The following is a 25,977-nucleotide window of genomic DNA, read 5'->3' as shown; positions in this document are numbered from 1 at the left end:
ATGTGTTCTTAGCTGATGACCTCCGGACAGCTGCCGCCTCCGATGGTTGATCGATTCTACGCCGCCTCGGGTTCCACCTCCTCCGGTTTCTGCATCTCTGCAACGCCGTCGACGAAGGCCTGGTACGGTGTCCGTCCTTTGGTGCGATAGCCCTGATGGGCGCGCTCACGGTTGTAGAAGTCCAAGTACCGATCGAGATCCGCTTGCAACTGATCGAGGCTCTCGTACTCGGTCTTGCGGAAGGCAACCGCGAAAAACTCCTCCTTCAGCGTCCGATGGAAGCGCTCGCAGAAGCCGTTCGTTTGCGGCGAGCCCACCTGCGTCCGCCGATGCAGGATCTGGCTGATCGACAGATACAGCTCGTACGGATGCTGCAGTGGCCGACCGCAGTACTCCCTGCCGTTATCCGTGAGCATGTGTTCGATCTCGATGGCATGCTCGTCGTAGAATGGCACCACGCGATCGTGGAGCACGTCCACGGCCGTCATCGGCAGCTTCGAGAGGTACAGTTTACCAAACGCCAGCGAGCTGTTGGCGTCCACCACCGTCTGGTGATAGATCCGACCCACGCCCTTGATCGTTCCCACGAAGTACGTGTCTTGGCAAAGCAGGAATCCGGGCTGCGGGGCTTCGATGTGCTGCTGTGGGTCGATGACTCGACCGCGATGACGCTGCAGCAGCCGCACCTGATTCTCGGTCAGCACTCCGCCTCGCGCTGCTGTCCGCTGCTCGAGCCACAGCAAGCGCTGGAAGCGAAGCGTCAGGCCGTGCCGCGCCCACACCCCGCGTACCGCCGGCGGCGACACTCCCACCCCCACCAGCCGCAGCTGCTGGCTGATCCGGATGTAGCTGTAGGTCGGATACCGTTCGGTCATCTCGAGGATCTTTGCCTCGAGCTCCGGCGGCGTCTGGTTCGGCATCCGCGGCGAGCGCCGGACACGAGGTGCCAGGCCCTCCGGACCGTAGCGCTCGAAGGCTTCCTTGATCTCGTAGTAGTGACTGCGGCTGATGCCTGCCCGCTGGCAGGCCTGACTGATGTTCTGAAGCTCCTCGGCCAGAGCTAGCATGCTGAGGCGCGCCTTGATAAGCTTCTCCCGGGTGCTCATGTCCGTCTCCTCCAGGTAAGAGCTGAGTCTCGCAACCCAATTCCTACCACCGGAGGCGACCCCTGAGCACCCTCTCCATTTCTAGGAGCTCAGGCCTCGACTGTCCGGAGATCTCCCGCTAAGTTCACATGATGGCTGCATCGGGCTTCGACTCGTCCTCCCGGCCAACGCCCCTCCAGGCACACACCGCGCCTGACAGGCCGCTCCAGCGGACGAAGCCGTGCGACACGTGGATTCTCATGAAGCCCTCCATCATTGCTCTGTGTGTCGTCGGTTGGTCCTCCGGCCTGGCCGCGCAAACGGCTCCGTGGCAGCCGTCGCCGGGGCATACGCAAGTACCAATCTGGCCCTCGACCGTGGCGGCAGGGCGCGCAGGACCTGACAGTGAAACGACGGCGATCGGCGGATCGATGGTCGCCGGTCGGCCGTGGCTTCAGGTACGCAACGTCTCGCGTCCCACGCTGACCGTCTACTCGCCACAGGGGACAAACACCGGCGCCGCGGTCATCGTGTTTCCCGGCGGCGGCTATCAGATCCTGGCCATCGACCTCGAAGGGACTGAGGTCTGTGACTGGCTGACATCGAAGGGGATCACCTGCGTGCTCCTGAAGTACCGCGTGCCCAATGCCGGACCGAACTGGGAACAGTTCTGCGGTTGTGACGTCAACACGAGATCGTCCAGGCCGCTCGAAGACGCGCAGAGGACGATCTCGCTGGTGCGCTTTCACGCGGCGGAGTGGCATGTCGATCCACACAAGATCGGAGTGCTCGGGTTTTCCGCCGGTGGGCATCTGGTAGCCGCGGTGAGCACGCATTTTGACCGCCGTGTGTATCCACCGGTGGATGCCGCCGACCAAGAACCCTGTCGTCCGGATTTCGCGGTAGCGTTGTATCCGGGACATCTGTTTGACTACCGCACGGATGCGCTGAACGCGGATATTCATGTCACGCGCGACACGCCACCGACGTTACTGGTGCATGCCCAGGATGACAACGTGGATGACCCGAGCCATTCCCTGTATTACTACAAAGCGCTGAAGGACGCCGGAGTGCCCGCGGAATTGCATATGTACGCCGAAGGACGGCACGCATTCGGGCTCCGGCAGACGGAACTTCCCGTGACACGCTGGCCGCAATTAGTTGAAACGTGGCTGCGAACGACCGGCATGATTTCCCCGTAGAGACTTGGAATGGGCATGCGACAGCCCGACCCAGTCGTATACTTGAGGCCGACGGCAAGCCGCAGCTGAGAGCCAACCCGTTCAGCGAAAGGCAGCGCAACCGCATGATCGATCACGGATCGATTCTCGTCACCGGTGCAGCCGGTCAACTCGGGGCGGTCGGGCGAACCGTGACCGGCCTGCTCCTCGATCGCGGGCTTCCGGTTCGCGCCATGGTTCGCCGCGAGGACGAACGGGCGGCGGCCTTGCGGGCCGCAGGAGCCGAGGTGGTGGTCGGAAACCTACTCGAACCGGCCGACGTCTATCGGGTTGTCAGCGGCTGTCAGCGGGTCTATTTCGGCATGTCCGTGTCCACCGGGTACCTGGAGGCGACCGTGACCATGGCGGCGGTCGCCAGGGAAGTCGGGGTGAACGCGCTGGTCAACATTTCCCAGATGACCGTTTCCCAGATGAGCATCCAGCACACCACCCCAAGCCCTCAGCAGCGGCAGCACTGGCTCAGCGAGCAGACGCTCGCGTGGTCCAGTCTGCCGGTCGTCACCGTCCGGCCGACGGTCTTCCTGGAGGGCTTCTTCCTTCCCCTCACCGGTCCGAGCGTCCGCGACCGAGGCCGCATCGAACTGCCGTTCGGGCAGGGCAAGACCAATCCGGTGGCCGCGGCTGATGTCGCCCGCGTCGTCGCTGCCGCCCTCGCCGATCCTGGGCCGCACCTGGGCCGAATCTACGAACTCACCGGACCGCGATCGCAGGACATGCACGGGGTCGCCCAAGTACTCGGAAGCGCTGAACCGTGAGGTCACGTACTCTGACATCCCCGCCGAGGATTGGGAACGGGAGCTGAAAAAGGAAGGGTTGCCGGAGTACCTGACCCGGCATCTTGTGACGATGGCCGAGTTGAACCGGGCGGGTCGGTATGACCGGCTGACGGATGGGGTGGAGCGAGTGACGGGCCGGCAGGCGATGAGCTTCCGGGAGTTTGTGTCGCTTCACGCGGATGAGTTCGGCGGTCGACGATCATAGAGTGCAGGGGGGCAGGTCAGATGAGGGAGGCCGTGCTGAAGATCGCGGCACTTTTCTCGTATTGTGGGGGGCCACTCTTCATCGCTGACCTTCTGAAGCCGCGCTTCGGTGTAGTACCAGTCTTCCTCATCACTTTTCTTCCGGTCGGGCTCATGGTGGTCGGTGCGCTTTGTCTTGACTTCGAAACCCGGGACCGGTGGTCCCTCGCGGCAGTGAGGGCTGGACGCAAGAGTCTCTACATCGTCTTGGGTACGCACTTCTATGCTCTCTGGTGCTTCGCGGGCGGCATGCGCGTACCCGACCAGTCCCTCCACTACCTTGGGATTGGCGTCGGGGTGTTGTGGAGCATTGCCTACTTGCGCGCGGCACGTCGTTCCGCGGCGGCGCCCGGCGACCCCGCTCGCGCGCGTGATCGGCTTTCCAATGAGCCGATCGAGCCGTCCTAGGTGTGCAAGAAGCGTCACCGCAGCCGCTGGCCGCGCCCGGTGAAGACGGCCTGGGGCGTGATGAGCTCGTAGAAATAGACCCCTGCCGGAAGCGTCTTCCCTCTCCCGTCGCGTCCATCCCAGACGAATTCCTGCTCTGCCTGATTCACGAGAGCGCGAAGGAGCCTTCCCGAGGCGTCGTAGATACGTAGTGTCGCATCGCCTGCCGAGATCAAGTTCCCACTACTGGAACCTGCGGCGGTGGGCGCAGGCCGGATCCGCACCTGGGAGATGAAGGGGTTTGGAGACACGAGGAGAGCGGTGTCGCCAAAGTAACGGCTCGAGGGTGTCGCCGCATCCGTGGGCGCTCCGAAGGGATAGTCGAAGATCTGGACCTCGAGATCGCCATGCCAGTCGGTGGTGGCGAAAGAATAGGTGCCGGGCTGCAACGCCGAAACCTGCAGGAAGCCGCCGCCGAGGAACTGGAAGTAGGGTTGCAAGAGGGTTTCGGAGACGCCGTAGCGAAGCTCGAGGTCGATCTCCTCGGCCCACAGCTCGAGGTCGAGCGCTGTCTCCCCGGCGAGGACGAAATCGTCGAATAACACCTGGTTGAACTCGAGTCGGCTGCCGTCGTGGTCGAAGCGACGGAGTGGCGGTGCACCTCCCTCGAGGGTGAGCTCGGAAACGGCAGCCGTGATTCCCCAGCGAGCGGCGAGCGCCGGCGAGCGCACCCGGCTCTGGAACACGACTTCGGCCGGGCGAAGATCCAGGAATGGTCCCGAGGGCTCGTGGATGTGATCGACGGTGGCGGCGCGCAAGGTGACGGTGACCCGGCGCGATTGGGTGAGGAAGACCACCGCTTGCGCCCAGGCGGCTTGGTTTGCTTGCAAGCTGTAATGGGTGTCGTGGAAGACGCTCCACGTGGGCGGGCGTCCGAGGAAGAGCGCTTGGTTCGTCACCGTCTCGAAGCGGGCATCCCAGAGCCCTTGAACACCATCGTTGGGCTGATACGCACCTCGAGACAGCATCGCCGCGGTGAGGGCGCGCTCGTGCAACCTGTCCTCTGTCGAGCCCACCTGCCCGAGCAGGATGCTGGCGTACCAGGCAGAGTCCGCTTCCCGCCGCGGTGCGTGCAGGTGCGCCTCGACCCAGTCGTAGCCCATGTGCTCGACGTCGATGGTCGGCGCGAGCACCAGCTCGGAGAGCCCGACGAGATCTTCCTGGCTCGCGGCCCAGTTCCCGGCTACGACACCCTCGACGCTCAACCAGCGCGCGATGCGTCCCTGGCTCGCCAGATGCTCGACGTCCTTCTCGATCAACCAGCGGGCGATGAGGGAGCCGAAGCTGGCGCTCATGATGTTGACTTGGTCGGCGCCGGAGACCTCGAGTACGTGGCGAGCGTACTTGGCGACGATGAGGGCATAGCGCGGCACGCCGCCGCCCCAGGCGGCCGTCACCGCCTGGAGATCGGCGAGGTCGGTGCCGTCGTAGTACGGCGGGGGCGTGTCGCCGTAGTAGCGCGTGGTGGTGACGACGTTGGCTCTCTCGAGTCCGCCCGGTTGACCTGTCGTCGGCAGACCGAGGAGCGCCGCGGCTTGCTCGAGCAGCGGATCGACCTCGTCGCGGCCGAAGACGCCGGTCTGCGTCGCCCCGGCGGGATCGAACCCATGCACGAACACCGTCGCCGTCCGCGACGGGTCGTGGCTCGCGTTTGCCGTTGCCGCGATGCCGGCGAGGATGCAGCAAGCGAGCGCAGGGAGCGCGACTCGGGCGCTCCGGCTGACTGCCGCCGCGTGCGGGGACATGGCTCAGCGCGCCGCGCGCCAGGCGTCCACGTTGCGCCTGATCTGGCGTGCGTGGACCTCCAGGTGCTCGGCGTAGATCCGCAGCCAGTCCTCCGCCGTGTAGCGCCCGACCTCCGTGTGCGTCCCCTCGCGCGACCAGGCGCTCTCGGGAAGCCGGCGGATCATCTCGTGAGTGTAGCGCCGCACGGCTTGCACCTGCGCCCGCGCCACGTCGAGCGGGTAGGCGTGGTAATCGAAGGTGCGCGTCCAGGCGTCCTGGTCGTAGCCGAGCAGGGTGGGATTGGACTCGCCGACGAGGAAGCGGATGCGTATGGCCCCGTTGGTTTCACTGTCGGCGCAGTGCACCGCGACCTCGTGGGCCGACCACTTGTTCGGCCCCGGTCGCCACTGCATCGCTTCGGCCGGCACCGTGGCCAGTGCTTCCTCGAACTGCCGCACGCCTTCACCGTAGCGCGCGATCAACGCCTGACGTTCTGCTGCAGTCATGAGCAGCTCCCGGTGTCATCGTGGCGCCTCGATGTCGGACCGGACCGGGTCCGGCGGACGCCGCGGCTTCCGGGCATCGTAACAGGTCCACCAAGCCCGGTCCCTCGGGGCAGGTCCTTCCGATCAGGTCCCGATCCAGGACCCGGAGATCGGTCCCTCAAGCCGGCAGACCGTGGGCGGCGACGTGCCGCTCGACCGCGGCGAGCTTGTCCACGGAACCGATGTCGGCCCAGTAGTAGGCATCGGCGCGCCAGGCGAGGATGCGCTTCCCTTGGCCGGCGAGGCGCAAGTAGGCCTGGGTGAGTGAGAAAGCCCCGGTCTCGACGAAGTCGTTGAAGATCTTGGGCGACAGCACCTGGATGCCGTCGAAGCCGAGGCGCCTCACCGAGGCGACGGGGCCCGCGGCCCATTGGCGCACACCCGTCGCTGGGTTCTCCCAGCCGCAGAGACGATCCTCGGTGTCGAAAAGGAGGAGGCGCGAAGCCGGGCGCTCCCGTACCGAGAGCAAGGCGACGGCGCCGCTTGCGGCGTGAGCCTCGCCGAGTCGCCGCAGATCCACGCCGCTCACCACGTCGGCGTTGTGGACGAAGAAGGGCTCCGTGCCGGCGAAAAAGGCGGCGGCTTTCTTCAGGCCACCACCGGTGTCGAGGAGCTCGGCCTCACGGGAGATCTCGATGCGCAGGCCGAGGTGTGTGCAACCGCGAAGGTAGCGCTCCGCTTGCTCGGCGTGGTGGTGGACGTTGACCATGACTTCACGCACGCCTGCTGCAGCGAGCCGGGCGAGGACGATTTCCAGCATGGGCCGGCCGGCGATCTCGAGGAGGGCCTTCGGACGCTGGTCCGTGAGTGGCCGGAGCCGGCTGCCGACCCCCGCGGCCAGGACCATCGCTTTCATGACGCTGGGGCGGCGGCCGGTTCGAGAGCCAGGTGGGCGACCTTCACCTGCACGGGATGTTGCAGCCGCAGGTGCTCGGCGAGGCGCTCGGCGCAGTACACCGAGCGGTGGCGCCCGCCGGTACAGCCGAAGGCCACGGTGAGATTGGTGAAGTTGCGGTTCCGGTAGTTCTCCACGCTGCGGTCGACGAGAGCGATGGCGTGGCGGAGGAACTCGCGCACCGCGGCATCGTTCTTGAGGAAGTCGGCGACCTCGCGGTCTTTGCCGGTGAGGGGCGCGAAGCGCTCGTGCCGCCCGGGATTCGGCAAGGCGCGGCAGTCGAAGACGAAGCCGCCGCCGTGGCCGCTGTCGTCCTGGGGCATGCCCTCCTTGAACGAAAAGCTCTGCACGCGCACGGTGAGCTGCAGGTCGACCTGCCCGTAATGGCGCAGCTTGGAGCTCGACACCAGGGCCTGGAACACCCGGGAGAGAGCCGGCAGCTCCACCGGAAGCGGCGACGTCTGCAGCAGGTACTCGAGGTTGCGCACCGCGTAAGGGATGCTCTGCAGGAAGTGCGTCTTGCGCTCGTAGAAGCCGCGCAAGCCGTAAGCCCCCATGGCCTGCATGATCCGGACAAGGACGTAAGCCGGGTAGTAGTGCAGGAAGCGCTCGCGCTGCAGCGGGGCGATTTCGTTGGCGGCATCGAGATAGACATGCAACAAGCGGTCGCGCAGCTGCGGCGGCACGTCCGCCTTGGCGTCGTAGAGCAGCGAGGCGATGTCGTATTGCAGCGGCCCGCGCCGGCCGCCCTGGTAGTCGATGAACCAGGGCTCGCCGTTCCGGATCATGATGTTCCGCGACTGGAAATCACGGTAGAGGAAATGACCCTGTCCGGCCTCGAGCAGGAAAGCGGCGAAGCGCTGGAAATCGTCCTCCAGCTGCTGTTCGTGGAAGGGGATGCCGGCCAGGCGCAGGAAGTAGTACTTGAAGTAGTTGAGATCCCAGAGGATGGAACGCTGGTCGAAGCTAGGTCGCGGGTAGCAGACCTCGTAGTTCAGAGTGCGGCCCGCTTCGATCTGGAAGCGCGGCAGAAGGCGTACCACCTTTTCGTACAGCGCCGTCGCGGCGGGAGGGAATCCGCTCGGGAGGCGGTGCCCGGCGAGGAAGCCGAAGAGCGTGATGTCACCGAGATCTTCCTGCAGGTAGACGCCGTGCGCCGCGTCCTCTGCGTAGATCTCCGGCACGGGCAGGCCGCACTGGCGAAAGTGGCGTGAGAACACCAGGAAGGCCCGATTCTCGTCGGCGTCGGGGCCATGCACGCCGACGGCAGTCCGCCCAGCGCCGGAAAGCCGCCAGTACTTGCGACCGGAACCGTCGCTCTTCAGGGGAGCCAGGTTGTCCACGGCGCCGTAACGCGCCTGGAACAACTGCAGGAGAGCTTCTTCCACGCGCCTCCACCCCGCCGCACGACCCGAGGACAGGCCTGGTCACGGGCTCCAGCGCCCGGATCCGGCCGCGCCCATGTTTTTACACGATCCAGGGTCGCAAGTGAATCGGATCTTCGGCGCCCTTCAGGAGTCTTCCTCGGGGAAAACCGGGTCAAGTCCGCATACCTCCCTAGGGAGAGAACCGGTAGCATTCCAGCAGCGACGTCGACCAAGGCGCTCCTCGAGTATGGAGGTGTTGCATGCACAGCTCTTCTCCTGACCCGAGGCAAGGCCTCCCGCGGTCCGTCTGGCAGCAGTTGCTGCCATGGTTCTTGGCCACAGTGGCTGGCCTTGCCGGCGCTGTCGCAGTGCAGGCTCAGTCGGTACCCAGTGGCTTCGCCTTGCAAGCCGTCGTGGGCGAGCCCTTCGGCGGCTCTACCGTCGGCTTCGCCTTCCTTCCCGATGGGCGCACTCTCATCATCGAGAAGGACACCGGCAACGTGCGCCTGGCGGCGGTCGGGTCGAGCACCTCGGCGGTGATCGCGACCACCTCGGGGCTGCAAGTCTTCGGCGAGCGCGGTCTCCTCGGGATCGCGGTGGACCCGGCCTGGCCGACGCGGCCCTATCTCTACTTCCACGGCACCTACAACGACGGGACCATCCGGGTGACCATGCGCCAGGCGAGCGGCGCCCTCTCGAATCCAGCGAGCACGAGCGTGACCCTCGCGAGTCCCTACGTGATCCTCGGTGGCATCGCCGACGTGAACTCGAACCACAACGGCGGCACGCTCCGCTTCGGCCCGGATGGGTTCCTTTATGTGAGCATCGGGGACGATGCCTTCAACTGCAATGCCCAGGACACGAACTTGCTGACCGGAAAGATCCTGCGTCTCGATGTCGCGAACATGCCCGGAACCGGGGGCGGCCCGCCCGCGAAGGGGGCGATCACGCCGCCGGACAACCCCTTCCCAGGACCAAACGAGAACGCGCGTCTGGTCTTCGCCGCGGGGCTCCGCAATCCCTTCCGCTTCTGCATCGATCCCTTGACCAACGATGTCTACATCGGGGACGTGGGAGAAGATTCTTGGGAGGAGATGGATGTCGCCACATACGACGGATATGTAGGCAACAACTATGGCTGGCCCGCCTTCGAGGGTTTGGAATCCCGCAGCGTCAGTTGCACCCTGGATCCTCCTTTCACCTCTCCGATTTATGTCTACCCCAATCCCTCGGGGGGCAGCGCTTCGGTCATCGGCGGCCCGCTCTACCGGCGCGTACCGGGTTCGGCGAGCAGCTTCCCCTTCGCTTACGACGGGAATCTGTTCCTCGCCGACGTCTACAACGGCTTCATTCGGCGTTTGGTGCGGTCAGGGAGCAACTGGAGCGTCGCGCCCGCTGTCCCAGGGCAAGCGAATCCCCAGCAGTGGGCATCAGGGATCGACTTCATCTCCGACCTGCAGACAGGACCGGACGGTGGGCTCTACTTCATGGTTCTCTCGGACGGCGGCAGTCTCTCCCGGGGTCTGTATCGGATCGTCGATACCACGGTGACCGACGCCTTGGACGTGCCCGGCAACGCCGGCCTCCAGGCTTTCCCGAACCCCGCCCCCGTGCAGCAAGGCCTCACGATTCGTTACCGATTGGTGCGCCCCGAAACGGCACGCTTGCGCATCTACGACGCGGCTGGCCGTCTGGTGCGGACGCTCGGTCCGGTGCAAGGAACGTTTGGCTCCATTGGTTGGGATGGTAAGACGGAGCGCGGTGTCTCCGTGGCCGCCGGCGTGTACTCGCTGCGACTCGAGACCGGCGGCAAGGAGACGGCGCGGCGCAAGCTCACGCTTCTGCAGTGAGTGAAGGATTCTCTGCGGCATTCGCCTCGACTGACGGCCGGGAGCGTTTCCTCGAGGTGCGGCGTGGTGGCCGCCGCGAGGCCCGGTACAGGCACAGGAATTGACGTGGTGATCGCCGCGGCACCTGCGTCTTATAGTGCGCGCGATGCGGCTCCGGCGCCCCAAACTGCGCCGCCTTCCCAAGTGGAAGCTGCGGATCCGCCGCCTGCCTCCATGGGCGCTGCGGCTCCTCTACAGTCTCTGGCTCCTCTTCCCGGTAGGACTCGCGGTCTACTCGTTCACCCAGCCCTGGGCGAAAGCGCGTGTCGTTCTCTTCTGGGGCATCTCGCGGAGCCCGGAAGCCATGGTGCTCGTGCTCCTCAGCCTGCTGCTGACCGTGGGAGCGGGCATCCTCGTCGCCGGCCGCCGGCGTGGCGCCACGCTGGCCGCGATCGTGCACCTGGCAACCGGCGCGCTCATGTGCTTGGTTTCGTGGTTTGCCTACCGCATGGTGGAGAACGCGGGGACCAAAGCCCTCGGGTTCATTCCTCTGGCCTCGGTGCGCCCCGGGCCGGGCTTGCGCACCTACTTCCTCGCCTCCCTCCTCGTCCTCGCCTGGGGTCTCGCCGGACTCGTCCGGGTGCTTTTGCGCCGGCGCAGGCACCGGCACGAGCCGGCCCCGTTGGCCGCGTGAATCCCGCGCCACAGGCGGGTGACCGCTTGGGTGTGGTACGGCCTTGCGTTCTCGCGTGACACGCGCCGCCCGGCGGACTATGCTATTTCGCAGGTTCCCCGGCGGCCATGGCCGCGACGGGTCCCACCCCAACGGGAGCCCGAAGCCCCCGAGGCTCCACCTCTTCGATCCGTGATTCGACCGCGCTCGGACAGGCGGTCGACACCGTGGAGATCGATGCCGGTTTGAGAGGATCGCATCCCCAGAGATCGCGCGGGCCCCGGCGCTCGGGCGGCGGTGGGCCACGCCACCACGGCGGTGGCGAGCCGCGCCACCAAGGCGGGGGCGATCCGCGTCGGCAGGGCGGTGGCGAACCGCGTCACCAAGGTGGCGGCGGTCCGCGCCAAGGTCCGCAGCACCCGCAGCGCGATGGTCGACGGAACTTCCGCGGTGAAGGACGCGACAGCGGCGTCCAGGGTCGCGATGGCTCACGCCGTCCAGGCAGGGACGACCCTTCCGGACGCCTCGGCGGCCCGAGGAACGACCTCATACGTCAGGGTCCGCGGCTGCGGGGCCCCGGCCCCGGCCTGGGTCCCCGGCGCGGGCGCGGCCCGCAGCGTGCGGCGCCGCTCTTCCTGGATCTGCTGCGGCAGCTGCAGCAGCTGACCAGCGTCGACCCCTTCGAGCGCATCCGTCTCGAAACGACGCCGCAGAACTTCTCCACCCGCGCCCTCGATCTCATCGCGCCCATCGGCAAGGGGCAACGCTGTCTCATCGTCTCGCCGCCGAAGGCGGGGAAAACGATGCTCCTCCTGGAGACGGCGAACGCGGTGCACCAGAATCATCCGGAGATCCAGATCTTCGTGCTTCTGGTGGACGAGCGCCCGGAAGAGGTGACGAACTTCCGGCGCTCTACCAACGCCGAGGTGCTCGCCGCCTCCTCCGACATGACCGCGGTGGATCACGTGCGGGTGGCGGAAACGGCGCTCAGCAAGGCTCTGGAGCCTGTGCTCGCCGGGAAGGACGTGTTCCTCCTCCTGGACTCGATCACCCGCCTCGCTCGCGCCTATAACACCCTCACCGAGGGTCAGGGGCGGACGCTGAGCGGTGGTCTCGACGCCAACACCATGCAGACGCCGCGGCAGGTGTTCGGCTCGGCGCGCAAGATCGAAGGTGGTGGCAGCCTCACGGTGATGGGGACGGCGCTCATCGAGACCGGCTCGCGGATGGACGAAGTCATCTTCCAGGAGTTCAAGGGCACCGGCAACATGGAGCTCGTGCTGTCGCGCAAGCTCTTCGAGCAGCGCATCTTCCCGTGCATCGACATCTCCAAGAGCGGCACTCGCAAGGAAGAGAAGCTGTACCCGCCAGACGTTGTCGCCCGCATGTACCTGCTCCGGCGCGTGCTCGCCAACCTGGAGCCGCCGGCGGCGATGGAAGGGCTGCTCGAGCTCCTGCACCGCCATCCCACCAACGCCGAGCTGATCGCCAGCATCCACGCCGGCCGCTGAGATCGAGGGGCATGCCAGGCCCGAGTTGTCTCTCGCCGCCCGGCACGCGCAGCGGACTTCAACGATAGACCTGATTCATCCGTCCCGAGGTGTGCCCTGCGCTCGTGCTAACGATGAGCGTCCACGGCGTGGTGCTCGCGTTGAGCCTCCGGGCGCGGGTGCGCCTGTGGAGCGCCCGCCGCTCCGCCGATGCGCATCTTGTAGAACGAGCGCCAGACGAAGTAGACGGAGACGGCGAAGAACAGTGCCGAGAGCGTGCGGGTGAGAACGGCGCCCTGCTGGCCTTCCATGCTCACCGCGAGCTCCACGGCGAGCAACCCGAAGAGGGTGGTGAACTTGATCACCGGGTTCATCGCCACGGACGAGGTATCCTTGAACGGATCGCCCACGGTGTCGCCCACGACCGTGGCCGCGTGCAGCGCTGTTCCCTTTTCCTTCAGATCCACCTCGACCACCTTCTTGGCGTTGTCCCAGGCGCCGCCGGCGTTGGCCATGAAGATCGCCTGGTAGAGCCCGAAGAGAGCGATGGAGATGAGGTAGCCGACGAAGAAGAATGGTTCGAGGAAGGCGAAGGCCAAGGTGGCGAAGAAGACCGCGAGGAAGATGTTGAACATTCCCCGCTGGGCGTACTGGGTGCAGATCTCGACCACCTTGCGGCTGTCAGCCACGGACGCCCGCGTCGTGCCTTCCAGCTTGATGTGGCGCTTGATGAACTCCACAGCGCTGTAGGCCCCGGAAGTGACCGCCTGGGTGGAGGCGCCAGTGAACCAGTAGATCATGGCGCCGCCGGCGATGAGCCCGAGCAGGAACGGCGGGTGCAAGAGCGACAAGTTGGCAATGTACTCCGGCTTCAGGCCTTCCGTGAGGGCGACGATGATGGAGAAGATCATGGTGGTGGCGCCGACCACAGCGGTGCCGATGAGCACGGGCTTGGCGGTGGCCTTGAAGGTGTTGCCGGCGCCGTCGTTGGATTCGAGCAGGTGCTTGGCGCGCTCGAAGTCCACGTCGAAGCCGTAGTCCTTCTTGATCTCCGCCTTCACGTTGGGGATCTGCTCGATGGTGGAGAGCTCGTAGACGGACTGGGCGTTGTCAGTGACCGGACCGTAAGAGTCCACGGCAATCGTCACCGGCCCCATACCGAGGAAGCCGAAAGCCACGAGACCGAAGGCGAACACCGCCGGCGCCTGCATGAGGGCGCCAACGCCCAGGGTGCTGACGGCATAACCGATGCCCATGAGCACCAGGATGGAAAGTCCCAGCCAGTAGGCGGCGAAGTTACCGGCGACGAAGCCGCTCAAGACGTTGAGCGAGGCACCGCCCTCGCGCGACGCGGTGACCACCTCGCGCACGTGGGCCGACTCGGTGGAGGTGAACACCTTCACCAGCTCGGGGATGATGGCGCCGGCCAGCGTCCCGCAGGTGATGACGGTGGAGAGCTTCCACCAGAGCGTGCCATCACCGAGGTCGGGGATGAGGAGGTAGGAGGCGACGTAGGTGAGCGCCACGGAAACGAGCGAGGTGAGCCACACCAGGTTGGTGAGCGGCCGCTCGAAGTTCATCTCCTTGGCGTGGCCGTAGCGGGCGCGGCTCAGCGACTCGTTGACCAGGTAGGAGAGGCCGCTCGCCACGATCATCATGATGCGCATGGCGAAGATCCACACCAAGAGCTGCACCTGGGTGACGGCCTGCGGCACGGCGAGCATGATGAAGGTGATCAGCGCCACGCCGGTGACGCCATAGGTCTCGAAGCCGTCGGCGGTAGGCCCCACGGAGTCGCCGGCGTTGTCCCCGGTGCAGTCGGCGATGACGCCGGGATTGCGCGCGTCGTCCTCCTTGATCTTGAAGACGATCTTCATCAGGTCCGAGCCGATGTCGGCGATCTTGGTGAAGATGCCGCCCGCGATGCGGAGCGCGGCAGCACCCAAGGACTCGCCGATGGCGAAGCCGATGAAGCAGGGCCCGGCGTAATCCCGCGGGATGAAGAGCAGGATGCAGAGCATGATGAGGAGCTCCACCGAGATCAACGCCATGCCGATGCTCATGCCGGCCTTGAGCGGGATGGAGTAGCAGGGGAAGGGTTTGCCTTGCAGGCTGGCGAAGGCGGTGCGCGAGTTGGCGAAGGTGTTGATGCGGATGCCGAACCAGGCGACACCGTAGCTGCCGCCGATCCCCACCAGGCTGAAGAGCAGGATGATGAGTACCTTGACGGCGGGGAAATGCTGCAGGAGGCCGAAGTAGAGCACGATGATGGAGCCGATGAAGAGCTCGAGGACGAGCAAGAGCTTGCCCTGCTGCAGCAAGTAGGCTTTGCAGGTTTCGTAGATCAGCTCCGAGATGTCGCGCATCGACTGGTGCACCGGTAGGCGCTTGAGCTGGGCGTACGTCGTCAGACCGAACAGATATCCCACCGCGCAAATGAGGAGCCCGAGTGTGAGCAGCGCCCGGCCGCTCAGACCGAGGAACTGCACCTGCCCCAGGTCGGGCAGCACCAGATTGGCTTCGCCGCCGCGATGGACGGGGTGAGCTTCCTGAGCCGACGCGAGGACGGGAAGCACGATCGCCACGACCGCTGCGACCAGCGCGGCGAAGAGGGCGAGCCGTGGCCGGCGGGGTCCGCCGCACAGGGGACGGAGGGCCTTCATCATCTGAACTCTCTCCCGGATAACGTTCTCTGTGGGTGGGAACCATTCGGCCGCGCTCCGCCATGGGGGCTTGAGGATGGCGAGCCCCAGGCCAGGCCGAAGGCCCCATATATAGCAGGCCTGGACCGAGGGCGCCATAAGGGTCGGAAGCGTTGCACTGCCTGGAACGAGGCCTCCACGGGAGCGGTCTCAAGCGGAGAGGGCGAAATCGACGGCTGCATGGACGTGGAGGGCCAGGGTGTCGAAGGCCGGTAGACCCGGGTCGGTGTCGGCGAGGAGGAGGGGGATCTCGGTGCAAGCCATGACGAGGCCTTGAGCGCCGCGCTCGCCCAGCTCGTGCACCAAGGAGAGGACATGCTGGCGCACTTCGGGGCGGAAGACTCCGCGCGTCATTTCACCGACGATGGCCTCGTCGACGTAGGTACGCTCGGCTGCGTCGGGGACGAGCATGTCGATGTCGCTCTCCGCCAGAATGCGCCGGTAGAAATCCTTCTCCATCGTCGGGCGGGTGCCGAGGAGGCCGACGCGGCTCAAGCCCTGTGCCCGGATGGCGGCCGTGGTGGCGCGTGCGATGTGCACGAGAGGCAGTCGCACTTCTCGCTCCACCTCGACGGAAAACATGTGCAAGGTGTTGGCGCAGAGCACCAGGCACTCGGCGCCGGCGGCGGCGAGCTTGCGCGCCGCGTCCACGACCAGCACGCTGACGCCGCCCAAGTCCCGATCCACCGCCCGGATGCGGATGATGTCACCGAAGTTGAGCGAGTAGAGGATGCAGCGCGCCGCCTCGTCGCCTCCGAGTCGGGCGTTGATCTCCATGTTCAAGAGACGGTAGTACTCGAGCGTCGAAACCCAGCTCGTGCCGCCGATCAGGCCGATGGTCTTCATCATGGCCATAGCCTACACTGACGTACGGGGTGCCGCCATGTCCGACAAACCCATCGACCTCCGCAGCGACACGGTGACGCGCCCGACGCCCGCCATGCGGCGCGCCATGTCGGAAGCCGAGGTGGGCGACGACGTCTTGGGCGACGACCCCACGGTGCAGCAGCTGGAGCGCCGCACGGCGGAGATCGCCGGCAAAGAGGCGGCGCTCTTCGTGCCGAGCGGCACCATGGGCAATCAGATCGCCATCGTCTGCCACACCCGGCCCGGGGACGAGGTGCTGCTCGAGGCGGAGTCGCACATCTTCCTCTACGAGCAGGGCGGGTTGGCGTCGAACTCCGGTTGCCTGGCGCACATCGTGCAAGGCGAGCGCGGGGCGCTCCCGGTGGGGGCGCTGCTGGCGGCGATGAGTGACGAGGACGACCACGTGGCGCGGCTCCGGCTGGTGTGCGCCGAGAACACCCACAACCGCCACGGAGGCGCCATCGTGCCTTTGGCGCAGCTGCAGGCGCTCGCCGACGCCGCCCGCGCCCGCGACGTCCGCTTGCACTTGGACGGGGCGCGATTGTGGAACGCGAGCGTGGCCACGGGGATCTCGGTCGCCACCTGGGCCGCCACTGCCGACAGCGTCATGATGTGCTTTTCCAAGGGACTCGGCGCGCCCGTGGGCTCCATCATAGCGGGAAGCACCGAGTTCATCGCCGCGGCGCGGCGGGCGCGCAAGCGCTTCGGTGGCGGCATGCGCCAGGTGGGGATCCTCGCCGCCGCCTGTCTCCACGCCCTCGACCATCACCTGGCGCGTCTCGCCGAGGATCACGCCCGCGCCCGGCGACTCGCTGCCGGCTTCCGCGCCGTGCCCGGTGTTCGCGTCCCCGAACCGGAGACGAACATCGTGTTCGTGGAGCTCGAGGACGAGTCGCTGTCGCCACCGGCGCTGCTCGAAGCGCTGCGCGCCGAGGGCGTGTGGCTGGGGCAGTTCGGCGCCCGGCGCTTGCGGGCGATCGTGCACATGGACGTGGACGATGCCGCGGTGGAGCGCGCCGTGATCGCGCTCGGCGCCTGCGTCCGCGCGCTCAGCCGCCGGGCGCGGGCGTAGCCACCGGCAAGCCGACGCGCGCGAGCAACGCCGGGAAGCGCGGGTCCTCGCGCAGCGGGTCGAGGCGCGGATTCACCAGCAGCGACACCAGCGCGTCCTCACGCCGCTCCAGAGCCTTCTCCAGCCAGGGAAAAGTCTCGTCGTTCTCTCCCAAGCCCACGTGCACGAGGGCGATGGTATAGAACGAGACGTAGTGTCGCTTGGAGATCGCCAGCAGCTCGCCCAGGATGCGCTCGGCTTCGACGCGATCTCCGGCGCGCCCGTAGGCATAAGCGAGCGCCCCCAGCTGTCCCGGCCCCGGCTCCGCCAGGTCGATGGCCTTGCGGATCGACTCGATGCCGGCAGCGAAACGGCCTTGCTGGATCTGCGTCAGGCCCATGTCCACGTGCACCCGCGCGAAGGTGGGATCGATGGCCAGGGTCTTGGCGAACTGCTCCATGGCGTCGTCGTAGCGGCGCATGTAGTACAAGAGATAACCGCGCGTCCAGTGGACGATGTGAGAGAGGGGATCGAGCTGCAGCGCTCGATCCACCATCGCCAACCCCTCGTCGAAGCGCAGCATGAGGGTGAGGAAGACGGCGAACCAGTGGTGGGCGATCGCGTAGCCCGGGTTGTGCTGGATGGCGAGGCGGAACTCCCGTTCCGTCCCCTCCCAGTCCCAGTCGAAGCGATAGAACACCTGGGCGAGGGTCGTGTGGGCCTCCGCCAAGGTCGAATCCAGCTCCAGAGCGCGACGGGCCTCTTGCTTGGCCTTGGAATAGGCCTCCTGCGGCGGCAGGTAGCCGAAGCCTCCGAGCAAGGCATAGGCGTCGGCGAGACCGGCATACGCCAGGGGGAAGTTCGGATCGAGGTGAGCCGATTGCTCGAAGATCTCGATGGAGCGGAGCAGGCCGTCGCGGCTGCGCTTGTTCCAGTAGAAGCGCCCCTGCAGGTAGAGCCGGAATGCCTCGCTGCTCTGCGTCTGACGTTTGTGCAGCCGCCGCTCGTGGGCTTGCTGCAACTCGAGACGGAGCTGCGCCGAGATCTGCTCCGACAAGCGTTCCTGTAGCTCCTGGAGGTCGCCTGCGTCGCAGGTGTGTTGCTCGCCCCAGAGCCGGGCGCCGTCTTCCGCATCCACGAGCTCGAACTGGAGCTGCAACGTCTCGCCCCTGGAGACCGCGCGACCGCTGAGGACGGCGCGCACGTTCATCTCCCGCCCCACCGCTTGCGGATCGACGCTGCGACCCCGGTAGCGCTGCACGGTGGACAGCGCCATGACCCGCAGCCCCGGCAGCTGCGACAGCGTGTCGATGAGCCGATCGGTGAGGCCGTCGCAGAGGTACTCCGCCTCGGGATCGGAGGCGAGGTTCGTGAACGGCAGGATGGCGAGGGAATCGATGCGTCGCGAGCGGCGCTGCCGCGGCCGGCGCGCTCGGGGCGGGCGCCAGGCGGCGGCCCCGGCGGCGACGGCACCGAGAGCGATGCGCAGCTCCCGGGCGGTCTGGAGGCGCTCCTCGGGGACCTTCCGCAAGCAGGCATGGATGAGCTGCTCGAAGGCGGGAGGGATGGCGGGCGCAGTGGCGAAGGCCGGGACGGGATCGCGGAGAATCGCCGCCAGGACCTCGCCGATGCTCTCGCCGCGGAAGGGCGGCGCGCCCGCGAGCATGGCGTAGAGCGTGCAACCGAAAGCGAAGAGGTCGCTGCGCGCGTCGCCCGGCTTGCCGCGCACCTGTTCCGGCGCCATGTACTGCACCGTGCCGACGAGAGCTCCCGGGGCCACCTCCACCAAGGTGGGGGCACGGCTCGCGCCCACCGAGCCGGCGAGCGCTTCCGGATGTGCCAGGCCGAAGTCGACGATCTTCACTACCCCTGCTTCGGTGATGAAGAGATTCTCCGGCTTGAGATCGCCGTGGATCACGCCGGAAGAGTGCGCCGCCTCCAAGCCCTCGGCGGCGGCGAGGCCGAGGTCGAGGGCATCCCTCCAGGGCAGCGGCGCCCGCTCGAGACGCGCCTGCAAGCTCTCCCCCCGCAAGAGCTCCATGACCACGAAGGAGACGCCCGCTTCGGAGCCGACGTCGTAGAGGGTGAGGAGGTTGGGATGGGAGAGGCTGGCGAGCGTCTTCGCTTCGCGCTCGAAACGGGCGAGTGCGGCGGGATCCTGGGCCAAGGACGCGGGCAGGACTTTGACGGCGACGGCGCGCTCCAGGCGCCGGTCGACGGCCCTGTACACCTCGCCCATGCCACCGGCGCCGAGGGGCGCGGCGATCTCGTACGGACCCAATTGCGTGCCTGTGCCCAAGGTCATGGGAGGATCCTAGCGGATCGCCGGCCTTGCTTGCTGCCGCAGCCCCTTCTATCCTCCCGCCCTGGCAAGACCGGCTCTCCCATCGTGAGGTACCGCGGAGGTGTCCCCATGGCCTGGTGGAGTTGGATCGTGGTCGGCGCGTTGTTGCTCGCCGCCGAGGTCGTGCTGCCGACGGATTTCTTCATTGTCTTCTTCGGCGCCGCGGCCATCGTGGTGGGCCTCGTGCAGCTCGTGGGCCTGGGCCTCCCGGCCTGGGGGCAATGGTTGCTCTTCGCCGGGCTCTCGGTGACCTCGCTCCTGCTGCTGCGCCCCCGACTGCGACGCGCGCTCCGACGAGAAGAAACCGTCGGACACACCGAGCTGGTGGGGGAGATCGTCACCGTGGGGGACGAGATCCCGCCGCAGGGGACGGGCAAGGGAGAGCTGCGCGGCACGGTGTGGGTGGTTCACAACACAGGTGCGCAGCCGCTGCGCGCCGGTGAGCGTTGCCAGGTCGCCAGCGTCGAAGGTCTGACGCTGCACGTGCGTCGAGAAGGTTGAACGGCGGCAGTACGGAGGCGCTAGTGCCGCCGGCGCCGGTGTCCCTCGGTTCTCCAAGGTTGCGCGAGCGTCTCTCCATCCCTGTCAGGAGGCACGAACATGTGGACAACCTTGCTCCCCGTCCTGGGGATCGTGTTCCTCGTCCTGATCATCATCGCCAAGACCGCGGTGGTGGTGCCGCAGCAGAGCGCCTACGTGGTGGAGTACTTGGGGAAGTACCGCCGCACGCTGCAGGCGGGGTTCCACATCCTCGTGCCCTTCGTGGAGAGGATTGCCTACCGGCACAGCCTCAAGGAATCGGCCGCTGACATCCCCGAGCAGGTCTGCATCACCCGCGACAACGTGCAGGTCGCCATCGACGGCATCCTTTATCTCAAGATCCTCGACCCCCAGCGGGCCTCCTACGGCATCGCCAACTACGGCTTCGCCATCACCCAGCTGGCGCAGACGACGCTGCGTAGCGAGATCGGCAAGATCGATCTGGACCGCACCTTCGAGGAACGCGCCACCATCAACGCCTCTGTCGTCTTCGCAGTGGACAAGGCCTCGGAGCCCTGGGGCGTCAAGGTGCTGCGCTACGAGATCAAGAACATCACGCCGCCCCAGGACGTGCTCACGGCGATGGAAAAGCAGATGCGCGCCGAGCGCGAGAAGCGCGCCGTGATCCTCACCTCGGAGGGTGAGAGGGACGCCCGCATCAACCAGGCCGAAGGCGAGAAGCAGCGGGTCATCAAGGAGTCGGAAGCGACGAAGCAGCGTCAGATCAACGAGGCCCAGGGGCGGGCCGAGGCGATCCTCGCCGTCGCCACCGCCACCGCCGAAGGGCTGCGGCGGGTGGCCGACGCGCTGCATTCCCCCGGCGGCGACCAGGCCATGCGCCTTCGTATCGCCGAGCAGTACATCGGCGAGTTCGGCCGGCTGGCGCACGCAGGGAATACGTTCGTGGTGCCCGCCAACCTCTCGGACCTGAGCTCCATGGTGGCGCTCGCCACGGGCATCGCCAAGAAGGACCAGACGTCGTCGGCAAGCTGAGCGCGGCTCACGCTCCGCTCACGCCATCGGCGTGAGCACTGCCGGAAGACGGTCCTTCGCTCCAGGCGCGGTGCCGAGCAGGGAATACCGGCCGTTCTGGAGACAGTAGACCGCGATGATGTCCGGATCTTCGCAGCGGCCTGATTCTGCCGTGGCCGGGGAGACTCGATCCGAGTCTGCTGCCGCGAAGGACGCCACGAATTTGAAGCGCGGATAGCCCACGGTCGGAGGCCGGGGCTCGACCTCCACGAGGGTCAGAGCGCCGCGATGCTCGAAGCCGTGCACGAGCCAATCGCATTGCCTGTCATCCGGGAACCACTCGGCGCCGAGATGTTGCATCTCCCGGCGCAGCCATGCCTCCCGCGCCGCCGCCAGGGCGGGGGCGGGCGGTCCTGGTTGCCACACATCCCATTGCGGCTGGGAGTGGCTCTTCAGGTCCGCATCGGCGCGGCTCTTCCCGGAGGTGGCGGCAAGGACCTTGGTGGCGACGGTATCCACGCCGTAGCGTCGCAAGAGCTTCCACACCACGGCGGTCACCGCCGCACCGCCGATCCAGAGGACGAATTGCATTCCGCACCACCCTTCCCCGAGGCCTGCCCCGCTGCCACCGCGCCGGCGAAACTGCACGACGCAGCCACCGCAGCGCGAACTCCGCTGTCGGCGGAACCAAGGCTCACGGGCACAGAGGAGGCCGATGCAAATGAAAGGCCGGGACGGTCGCTGCCCCGGCGCGCCGGCCGGGTTTCAGGGTTCCCCCGATCGGACCTCAGAGTCCAACGAGAGCCGGGGCGGAACCCCGCCCCGGCCTCGTCCGCCCTGGGCCGAGCGCTCTGGAACGACAGTGCTCCGCCACGGGCGCGTCGTCGCCAGAGCAGCGCAGCCTCCGGACGCCTAGGGTTGGATGTCGCAGATGTCGTTGACGTTGGCATCGGTCGGGTCGCAGGGCTCCCCGACCAGCGTCCGGTCCGTCGAATTGATCAGACAGTCGCCATGATTCCGGAGATGCGCTGGGACGGCGTTCAACGAGATCCAGATGATGTGGGCCCCACCGTTCCCCGTGACGTGGCACACCAGCTGCTTCCCCGCAGGTGCTGCCAACAACACGTCGTGAGAAATCGCGAACCCCAGCACTCCGATCACCAACGCCAGAAGCATCGCAAGACGCCGCATGACCATTCCTCCTTGTCGAGTTGCAATCTTGAAGACATCGCGCCCCGCACGTTACGGGGTTCCTGCACCCACAACCCCACTCACGCGAGCCCGCTCCCCTCGGACAGCATTCGAACTGCTGACGGCGTGATGAGCCGATGGCGCGCCCGCTACTCGGAGCTCTTCACGGATCAGGATCTCGAGCGTCGCTTCGTCGGCAGGATGGACGAGCCGGCCATCGAGGAACACCGCTGGGGTTCCCGGAATCTGGAGTCGGTTGCCGAGCTCGATGTCCTTCGCCACGCGATCCATCGTTTCGTCCGAACGCCGATCGGCGGCGAACCGCTTTGGATCGAGATCGAGATCGTGCATTGCGCGGGTGATGCTGCTCTCGTCCGCCCCGCTGGACCCACCGAAGAGGGCATCGTGGAAAGCCCAGAACCGCTCTTGCCGGCGCGCAGCTTCGGCGGCCCAAGCCGCATCGCAGGCTCCTGGCTGCTGGTCCACTGTCAAACGCGAGTTGCATTGGTTCGAGAGCGGATAGTGCTTGAAGACGACGAGCAGGCGGTCGCCGAAGCGCTGGTGCAGCCGCGACAGCGCCGGCACGAAGCGGCGGCACGCGGGGCACTGGAAGCTGGCGAAAACGACGAGCTGCACCGGCGCCTCGAGCGGACCCAGATGCGGCTCGTCTTCCTCGACGGTGAGGGCGAGCCGAGGCGCAGCGCGATAGGCCGAGATGATCTGGGCCGGAGCCGGTTTGGGCGCCGGGCGGCGGCGCCGCAGCGACGATTCGACGTAGATCCACTGGTAGGTCACGAGTCCCACGAGAACCGCGCTGCCGAGGCCGAGGAGCTTCCAGCGCGCGAGCGGCGACTCGACTCTGGACCGGAACAACCAATCCGCGGCGATGCCGAGGAGCCGGAACTGCTCGCGGAGCGAGCGTGCGCTCGACTTGTGCACCGTGAACAGCAGCATCAGATTGAGTGCCTGAACGGCCAGACAAAGGGAGCAGGGCGATCCGCTTCCCCGCGGCAGGGCGAGCGCCGCCACCAGACCGGCGGCGATGCCGGCCAGGGTCACCAGCCCTGCAGCCAAGTGCGCCTCGGCGGTGAACGATTCCTTCAGGAAGCGGGCGAGCAGCAGGAGAGCGGCGAGCACCGTGAAGGTAGCAAGCGCCCAGCCGGCGAGGGGCACGCCGAGGATCCAGGAGCGCTTGTCGGCCAGCGACGGGTCACAGCTCGACGAGAAGAGCAGCAGGCACAGGTCGGGCAGCTGCGGTCGAGGTGACGCCAGCAGAGCGAAGGTGCGAGCGAGGAGGTACGCCGTGACGGCTGCTCCCGCTGCCACGAGCAGAAGGCTCGCCCACCACCAGAGGTGACGCGACCTGGCGCCCGCTCTCGCACGACTCGGATTCCAGCTCATGGCCGCGTGTCCACCATGTGTCGCGTCGAGGGGGCGACGTCGCAGGATGGCTGAGACCTGTACGTCTGCGCGGATCGGGCTCGTCTCTGCGTCCGCGGGCAAGCGCAAGAAGGATAGCTCTCACGAGCGCCGTCCTCCCATTGGGTGCAATCCCGAGGACGGCTCCGGTGTTTTCCAAGCGCCAAGTGAGGGGAGCGGAGGGGACGATCCCAGGGAGCGATCTCGAAGCGTCGCCAGGTACAGGCCTGGGTGTCGGGTCGTCGCCGCTGCTACGGCGACGGCGTCCTAGGTCGCCGGGTCGAGAGGGCGCGGCGAGCGGTTCACCAACCAGACGCCGATCAGGAGGATGGCACCACCGGCGAGGGCGGGCAGGGTGATAGCCTCGTGCAGCAGCCAAGCGGCGACGGCCACGGTCACCAAGGGTTCGAGATAGATGAAGGAAGAAACCTGCGAGGCATCGGCGACTTCGAGGCTGTCGTACCAGAAGATGAAGGCGACACCGGAGCAGAAGATGCCGAGGAAGAGGAGCGCCAGCCAACCGGTGGAGGAAAGGCGGCCGTAATCCTCCCAGCCCCGGGAGGCGAAGAAGAACGGCAGCGTCATCACCCAGCCGAGCAGCAGTACCCAGTGCATCACCAGCGCCGCTGGGCGGTGGCGCAGCACGGGCTTGCTCAGGACCGAGAACACTGCCCAGTTGGGTGCGCTCAACAGCATCAGGAGATCCCCGAGCGTGCTCGACAGACGGAGCATCTCCAGCGAGGGGCGGCCCCGGGTGGCGACGAGCAGCGCGCCGCAGAAAGCGAGCAGGACGCCGACGATTTGTGGCGGCGCCAGGCGCTCGTGCAGGAAGAGGCGTGCGAGCAGCACGGTGAACACCGGGACAAGAGTGATGATCCAGCCGGAGTTGGTGGCGCTGGTGTAGCGCAGCCCCGTGATTTGCAGGAGCTGGTGCAGGAGGACACCGACGCCACCGAGGAGCGCGAAGGTGGCCAGCTCCGAGCGCTGGATGCGGTGCATCTGCCCGCGCGCCGCGCTCGTGACCAGGAGAACCGCGACGCCCATGCCGAAGCGGGTGGTGACGATGGTGAAAGGTCCCGCCTCGCGCAAGACCGCCTTCGTGGCGACGAAAGATGCTCCCCAGGCGCTGATGGCGAAGAGAGTCTTGCACTGCCAGGGAATCCTCACGCTGCGGCGCCTCCCGAGAAGCCGGCCAGTCTAACCGATCCTGTGCCGCAGACGGCATGTCGGTGGCCCGTGCGCAGACGCTCGACAGCAGTCGCACTCGATCCGTGCTTGCCTTCGGCGTCGGCGCAGCGCACGCTGCACGTCGCCGTGCTGCTCGAGTGCAGCCGGTTCGCGGCCGCACGGTGACGCCGCGGGCGGAGGTGGTGCATGTCCCTCAAGGTCATCGTTTTCCTGGCGGTCCTGCTCGTTGCGGGTGTAGCGCTCCTGTTCTGGGAGCGCGACCCATCGCCAGCCGAGGCTTTGAGCCAGATGAAGCAGCAAGTCGAGCGGTCGATCGCGCGCAGCGAGGCGGAGCTCTACGCCCCGGCGGCGGCCACCGCGGTGCGGGATTCTTTCGCAGCTCTGGAGTCGCTCTTCCAGGCTCAGAAAGGCAGGTTGCCCTTCTTGCGCAACTGGTCTCAGGTCCGAGCGGGGCTCGGACGCATGGAGGGGCTGCTGCGGCAGATGGAGCTGGCGGCGAAGCAGGGCAAAGAGGCTTTGCGCGCCTCCTTGCAGGAAGCCATTGCGGCGGGGCGGGCCGAGGCCGATGGGGTGGAGGCGGAAATCGCCACGGCGCCGCGCAGCAAGGACAGCCGCGGCGTTCTTCTCCGGCTGCGCACCGCATTGCAGGAGGTGCGGGCCCGCATCGACAAGGCGCAGGCAGCCCTCGACGCCGGCCAGTTCATCAGCGCCCGCGAGGAGATCGATGGCGCGCGGGCGAGCCTGGCGACGCTGCGGCAGGAAGTGCAGGAAGCGAAGGAACGCGCCCGCGAGCTCGGGATGGGGTCCCCCACGCGCTCCCCGGCGGTCCTGGTGGTGGACGTGTCGGAGGGCCGCTTCACCTTGCTCGGTAGCGGGCGCTCGATCCTGCGCACCGGTCCCTGCGCCACCGGCAGTGGAGAGACGGTGCATGGCTCCGGTGGGCGGACCTGGACGTTCGACACCCCGCAAGGATTGCGGCGTGTCCACCACAAGGCGCCCCGGCCCATCTGGTACAAACCGGACTGGGCTTATATCGAGGCTGGTCTATCGGTCCCCCCAGCAGGGGCACCGGAACGCTGGGAGCGGGGAATGCTCGGGGCCTATGCCCTCGATATCGGCGGGGGTTATCTCGTGCACGGCTCGCCTTATGCCGTCGTGGCCGGGGAACGGAGCACCCATGGATGCGTGCGCCTCGCCGCAGCCGATCTGGAGGTGGTGTACCAGACCCTGCAGATTGGTGACGTGGTGCTATTGCGCTGATTAGCCCGTTTCTCTTGACCCTCCGGAGCCCGGGGAGTAAGATTTCCGCCTCGGATCTCGAGTCGAAAACCGATACGTACGGACCGCCTCTGGCCCGACCCCGTCCGTCGATCGAACAGTACAAGTG

At 66.8% G+C, this 25,977-nt stretch carries 22 protein-coding genes; 10 read left to right on the top strand and 12 right to left on the bottom strand.

Annotation, left to right across the window (positions count from 1 at the left end; all coding sequences use genetic code 11):
- Window positions 1-56: 56 nt before the first annotated feature.
- A complete protein-coding gene (locus VFE28_04490; GenBank protein ID HZM15241.1) occupies window positions 57-1,106 on the bottom strand; it encodes an IS481 family transposase in 1,050 nt (349 codons plus the stop codon).
- Window positions 1,107-1,345: 239 nt separating this feature from the next.
- On the opposite strand from VFE28_04490, the gene VFE28_04485 reads away from it, so the two are divergent.
- The 3 genes from VFE28_04485 (at window position 1,346) to VFE28_04475 (ending at window position 3,753) form a co-directional block, all read left to right on the top strand.
- Entirely contained in the window at window positions 1,346-2,287 is a 942-nt protein-coding gene (locus VFE28_04485; protein ID HZM15240.1) for an alpha/beta hydrolase, read from the top strand.
- Window positions 2,288-2,391: 104 nt separating this feature from the next.
- The gene (locus VFE28_04480) at window positions 2,392-3,081 is read left to right on the top strand and encodes an NAD(P)H-binding protein (protein HZM15239.1); all 690 of its coding nucleotides are present in this window, start codon (window positions 2,392-2,394) and stop codon (window positions 3,079-3,081) included.
- A gap of 258 nt (window positions 3,082-3,339) precedes the next feature.
- Window positions 3,340-3,753, top strand: a complete 414-nt coding sequence (locus VFE28_04475) for a hypothetical protein (GenBank protein HZM15238.1) — start codon at window positions 3,340-3,342, stop codon at window positions 3,751-3,753.
- A 14-nt stretch (window positions 3,754-3,767) separates the two neighbouring features.
- On the opposite strand, the gene VFE28_04470 is transcribed toward VFE28_04475, so the two are convergent.
- The 4 genes from VFE28_04470 to VFE28_04455 form a co-directional block, all read right to left on the bottom strand.
- Window positions 3,768-5,537: a FlgD immunoglobulin-like domain containing protein gene (locus VFE28_04470; GenBank protein HZM15237.1), complete on the bottom strand. Its 1,770-nt coding sequence runs from the start codon at window positions 5,535-5,537 to the stop codon at window positions 3,768-3,770.
- 3 nt (window positions 5,538-5,540) lie between these two features.
- Window positions 5,541-6,023, bottom strand: coding sequence for a DinB family protein (locus tag VFE28_04465; GenBank protein HZM15236.1), 483 nt, complete (start codon window positions 6,021-6,023; stop codon window positions 5,541-5,543).
- A gap of 157 nt (window positions 6,024-6,180) precedes the next feature.
- Window positions 6,181-6,918, bottom strand: coding sequence for a nucleotidyltransferase family protein (locus VFE28_04460; GenBank protein HZM15235.1), 738 nt, complete (start codon window positions 6,916-6,918; stop codon window positions 6,181-6,183).
- Window positions 6,915-8,345 (bottom strand): RNase adapter RapZ, encoded by a 1,431-nt coding sequence (locus tag VFE28_04455; GenBank protein ID HZM15234.1) that lies wholly within the window; start codon window positions 8,343-8,345, stop codon window positions 6,915-6,917. Before VFE28_04455 ends, VFE28_04460 begins: the two co-directional genes overlap by 4 nt.
- 239 nt (window positions 8,346-8,584) lie before the next feature.
- Here VFE28_04455 and VFE28_04450 point away from each other — a divergent pair, with 239 nt between their 5' ends.
- From VFE28_04450 to rho, 3 genes are all read left to right on the top strand, one after another.
- Window positions 8,585-10,174 (top strand): PQQ-dependent sugar dehydrogenase, encoded by a 1,590-nt coding sequence (locus VFE28_04450; protein HZM15233.1) that lies wholly within the window; start codon window positions 8,585-8,587, stop codon window positions 10,172-10,174.
- Window positions 10,175-10,319: 145 nt separating this feature from the next.
- Window positions 10,320-10,847, top strand: a complete 528-nt coding sequence (locus VFE28_04445) for a hypothetical protein (GenBank protein ID HZM15232.1) — start codon at window positions 10,320-10,322, stop codon at window positions 10,845-10,847.
- Window positions 10,848-11,071: 224 nt separating this feature from the next.
- A complete protein-coding gene (gene rho, locus VFE28_04440) occupies window positions 11,072-12,337 on the top strand; it encodes a transcription termination factor Rho (protein HZM15231.1) in 1,266 nt (421 codons plus the stop codon).
- 107 nt (window positions 12,338-12,444) lie between these two features.
- On the opposite strand, the gene VFE28_04435 is transcribed toward rho, so the two are convergent.
- Complete coding sequence (locus VFE28_04435; GenBank protein ID HZM15230.1) at window positions 12,445-14,979, bottom strand: sodium-translocating pyrophosphatase; 2,535 nt, start codon at window positions 14,977-14,979, stop codon at window positions 12,445-12,447.
- Between the two features lie 189 nt (window positions 14,980-15,168).
- The gene (locus VFE28_04430; protein ID HZM15229.1) at window positions 15,169-15,867 is read right to left on the bottom strand and encodes an amino acid racemase; all 699 of its coding nucleotides are present in this window, start codon (window positions 15,865-15,867) and stop codon (window positions 15,169-15,171) included.
- Between the two features lie 34 nt (window positions 15,868-15,901).
- Between VFE28_04430 and VFE28_04425 the strand changes: the two genes are divergently transcribed.
- On the top strand, window positions 15,902-16,957 hold the full coding sequence (locus VFE28_04425) for a GntG family PLP-dependent aldolase (GenBank protein ID HZM15228.1): 1,056 nt from the start codon (window positions 15,902-15,904) through the stop codon (window positions 16,955-16,957).
- On the opposite strand, the gene VFE28_04420 is transcribed toward VFE28_04425, so the two are convergent.
- Window positions 16,935-19,241 (bottom strand): protein kinase, encoded by a 2,307-nt coding sequence (locus tag VFE28_04420; GenBank protein HZM15227.1) that lies wholly within the window; start codon window positions 19,239-19,241, stop codon window positions 16,935-16,937. The genes VFE28_04425 and VFE28_04420 overlap by 23 nt on opposite strands.
- A 108-nt stretch (window positions 19,242-19,349) precedes the next feature.
- On the opposite strand from VFE28_04420, the gene VFE28_04415 reads away from it, so the two are divergent.
- Both VFE28_04415 and VFE28_04410 read left to right on the top strand, forming a co-directional pair.
- Window positions 19,350-19,781: an NfeD family protein gene (locus VFE28_04415; protein HZM15226.1), complete on the top strand. Its 432-nt coding sequence runs from the start codon at window positions 19,350-19,352 to the stop codon at window positions 19,779-19,781.
- Between the two features lie 99 nt (window positions 19,782-19,880).
- A complete protein-coding gene (locus VFE28_04410; GenBank protein HZM15225.1) occupies window positions 19,881-20,813 on the top strand; it encodes a stomatin-like protein in 933 nt (310 codons plus the stop codon).
- An 18-nt stretch (window positions 20,814-20,831) separates the two neighbouring features.
- On the opposite strand, the gene VFE28_04405 is transcribed toward VFE28_04410, so the two are convergent.
- The 4 genes from VFE28_04405 to VFE28_04390 all read right to left on the bottom strand — a co-directional run bounded on the left by VFE28_04405 (window position 20,832) and on the right by VFE28_04390 (window position 24,569).
- Window positions 20,832-21,383, bottom strand: a complete 552-nt coding sequence (locus VFE28_04405) for a hypothetical protein (protein HZM15224.1) — start codon at window positions 21,381-21,383, stop codon at window positions 20,832-20,834.
- Window positions 21,384-21,704: 321 nt separating this feature from the next.
- Window positions 21,705-21,983: a hypothetical protein gene (locus VFE28_04400; protein HZM15223.1), complete on the bottom strand. Its 279-nt coding sequence runs from the start codon at window positions 21,981-21,983 to the stop codon at window positions 21,705-21,707.
- 51 nt (window positions 21,984-22,034) lie between these two features.
- Window positions 22,035-23,384, bottom strand: a complete 1,350-nt coding sequence (locus VFE28_04395; GenBank protein HZM15222.1) for a thioredoxin domain-containing protein — start codon at window positions 23,382-23,384, stop codon at window positions 22,035-22,037.
- 285 nt (window positions 23,385-23,669) lie between these two features.
- Complete coding sequence (locus VFE28_04390) at window positions 23,670-24,569, bottom strand: DMT family transporter (protein HZM15221.1); 900 nt, start codon at window positions 24,567-24,569, stop codon at window positions 23,670-23,672.
- 207 nt (window positions 24,570-24,776) lie between these two features.
- Here VFE28_04390 and VFE28_04385 point away from each other — a divergent pair, with 207 nt between their 5' ends.
- On the top strand, window positions 24,777-25,850 hold the full coding sequence (locus VFE28_04385) for a L,D-transpeptidase family protein (GenBank protein ID HZM15220.1): 1,074 nt from the start codon (window positions 24,777-24,779) through the stop codon (window positions 25,848-25,850).
- Window positions 25,851-25,977: the final 127 nt, after the last annotated feature.

This window comes from Candidatus Krumholzibacteriia bacterium (assembly GCA_035649275.1).
Classification (GTDB): domain Bacteria; phylum Krumholzibacteriota; class Krumholzibacteriia.
The sequence above is the reverse complement of the archived record's forward strand: the minus strand, read 5'-3'. Positions and strand labels throughout refer to the sequence as shown.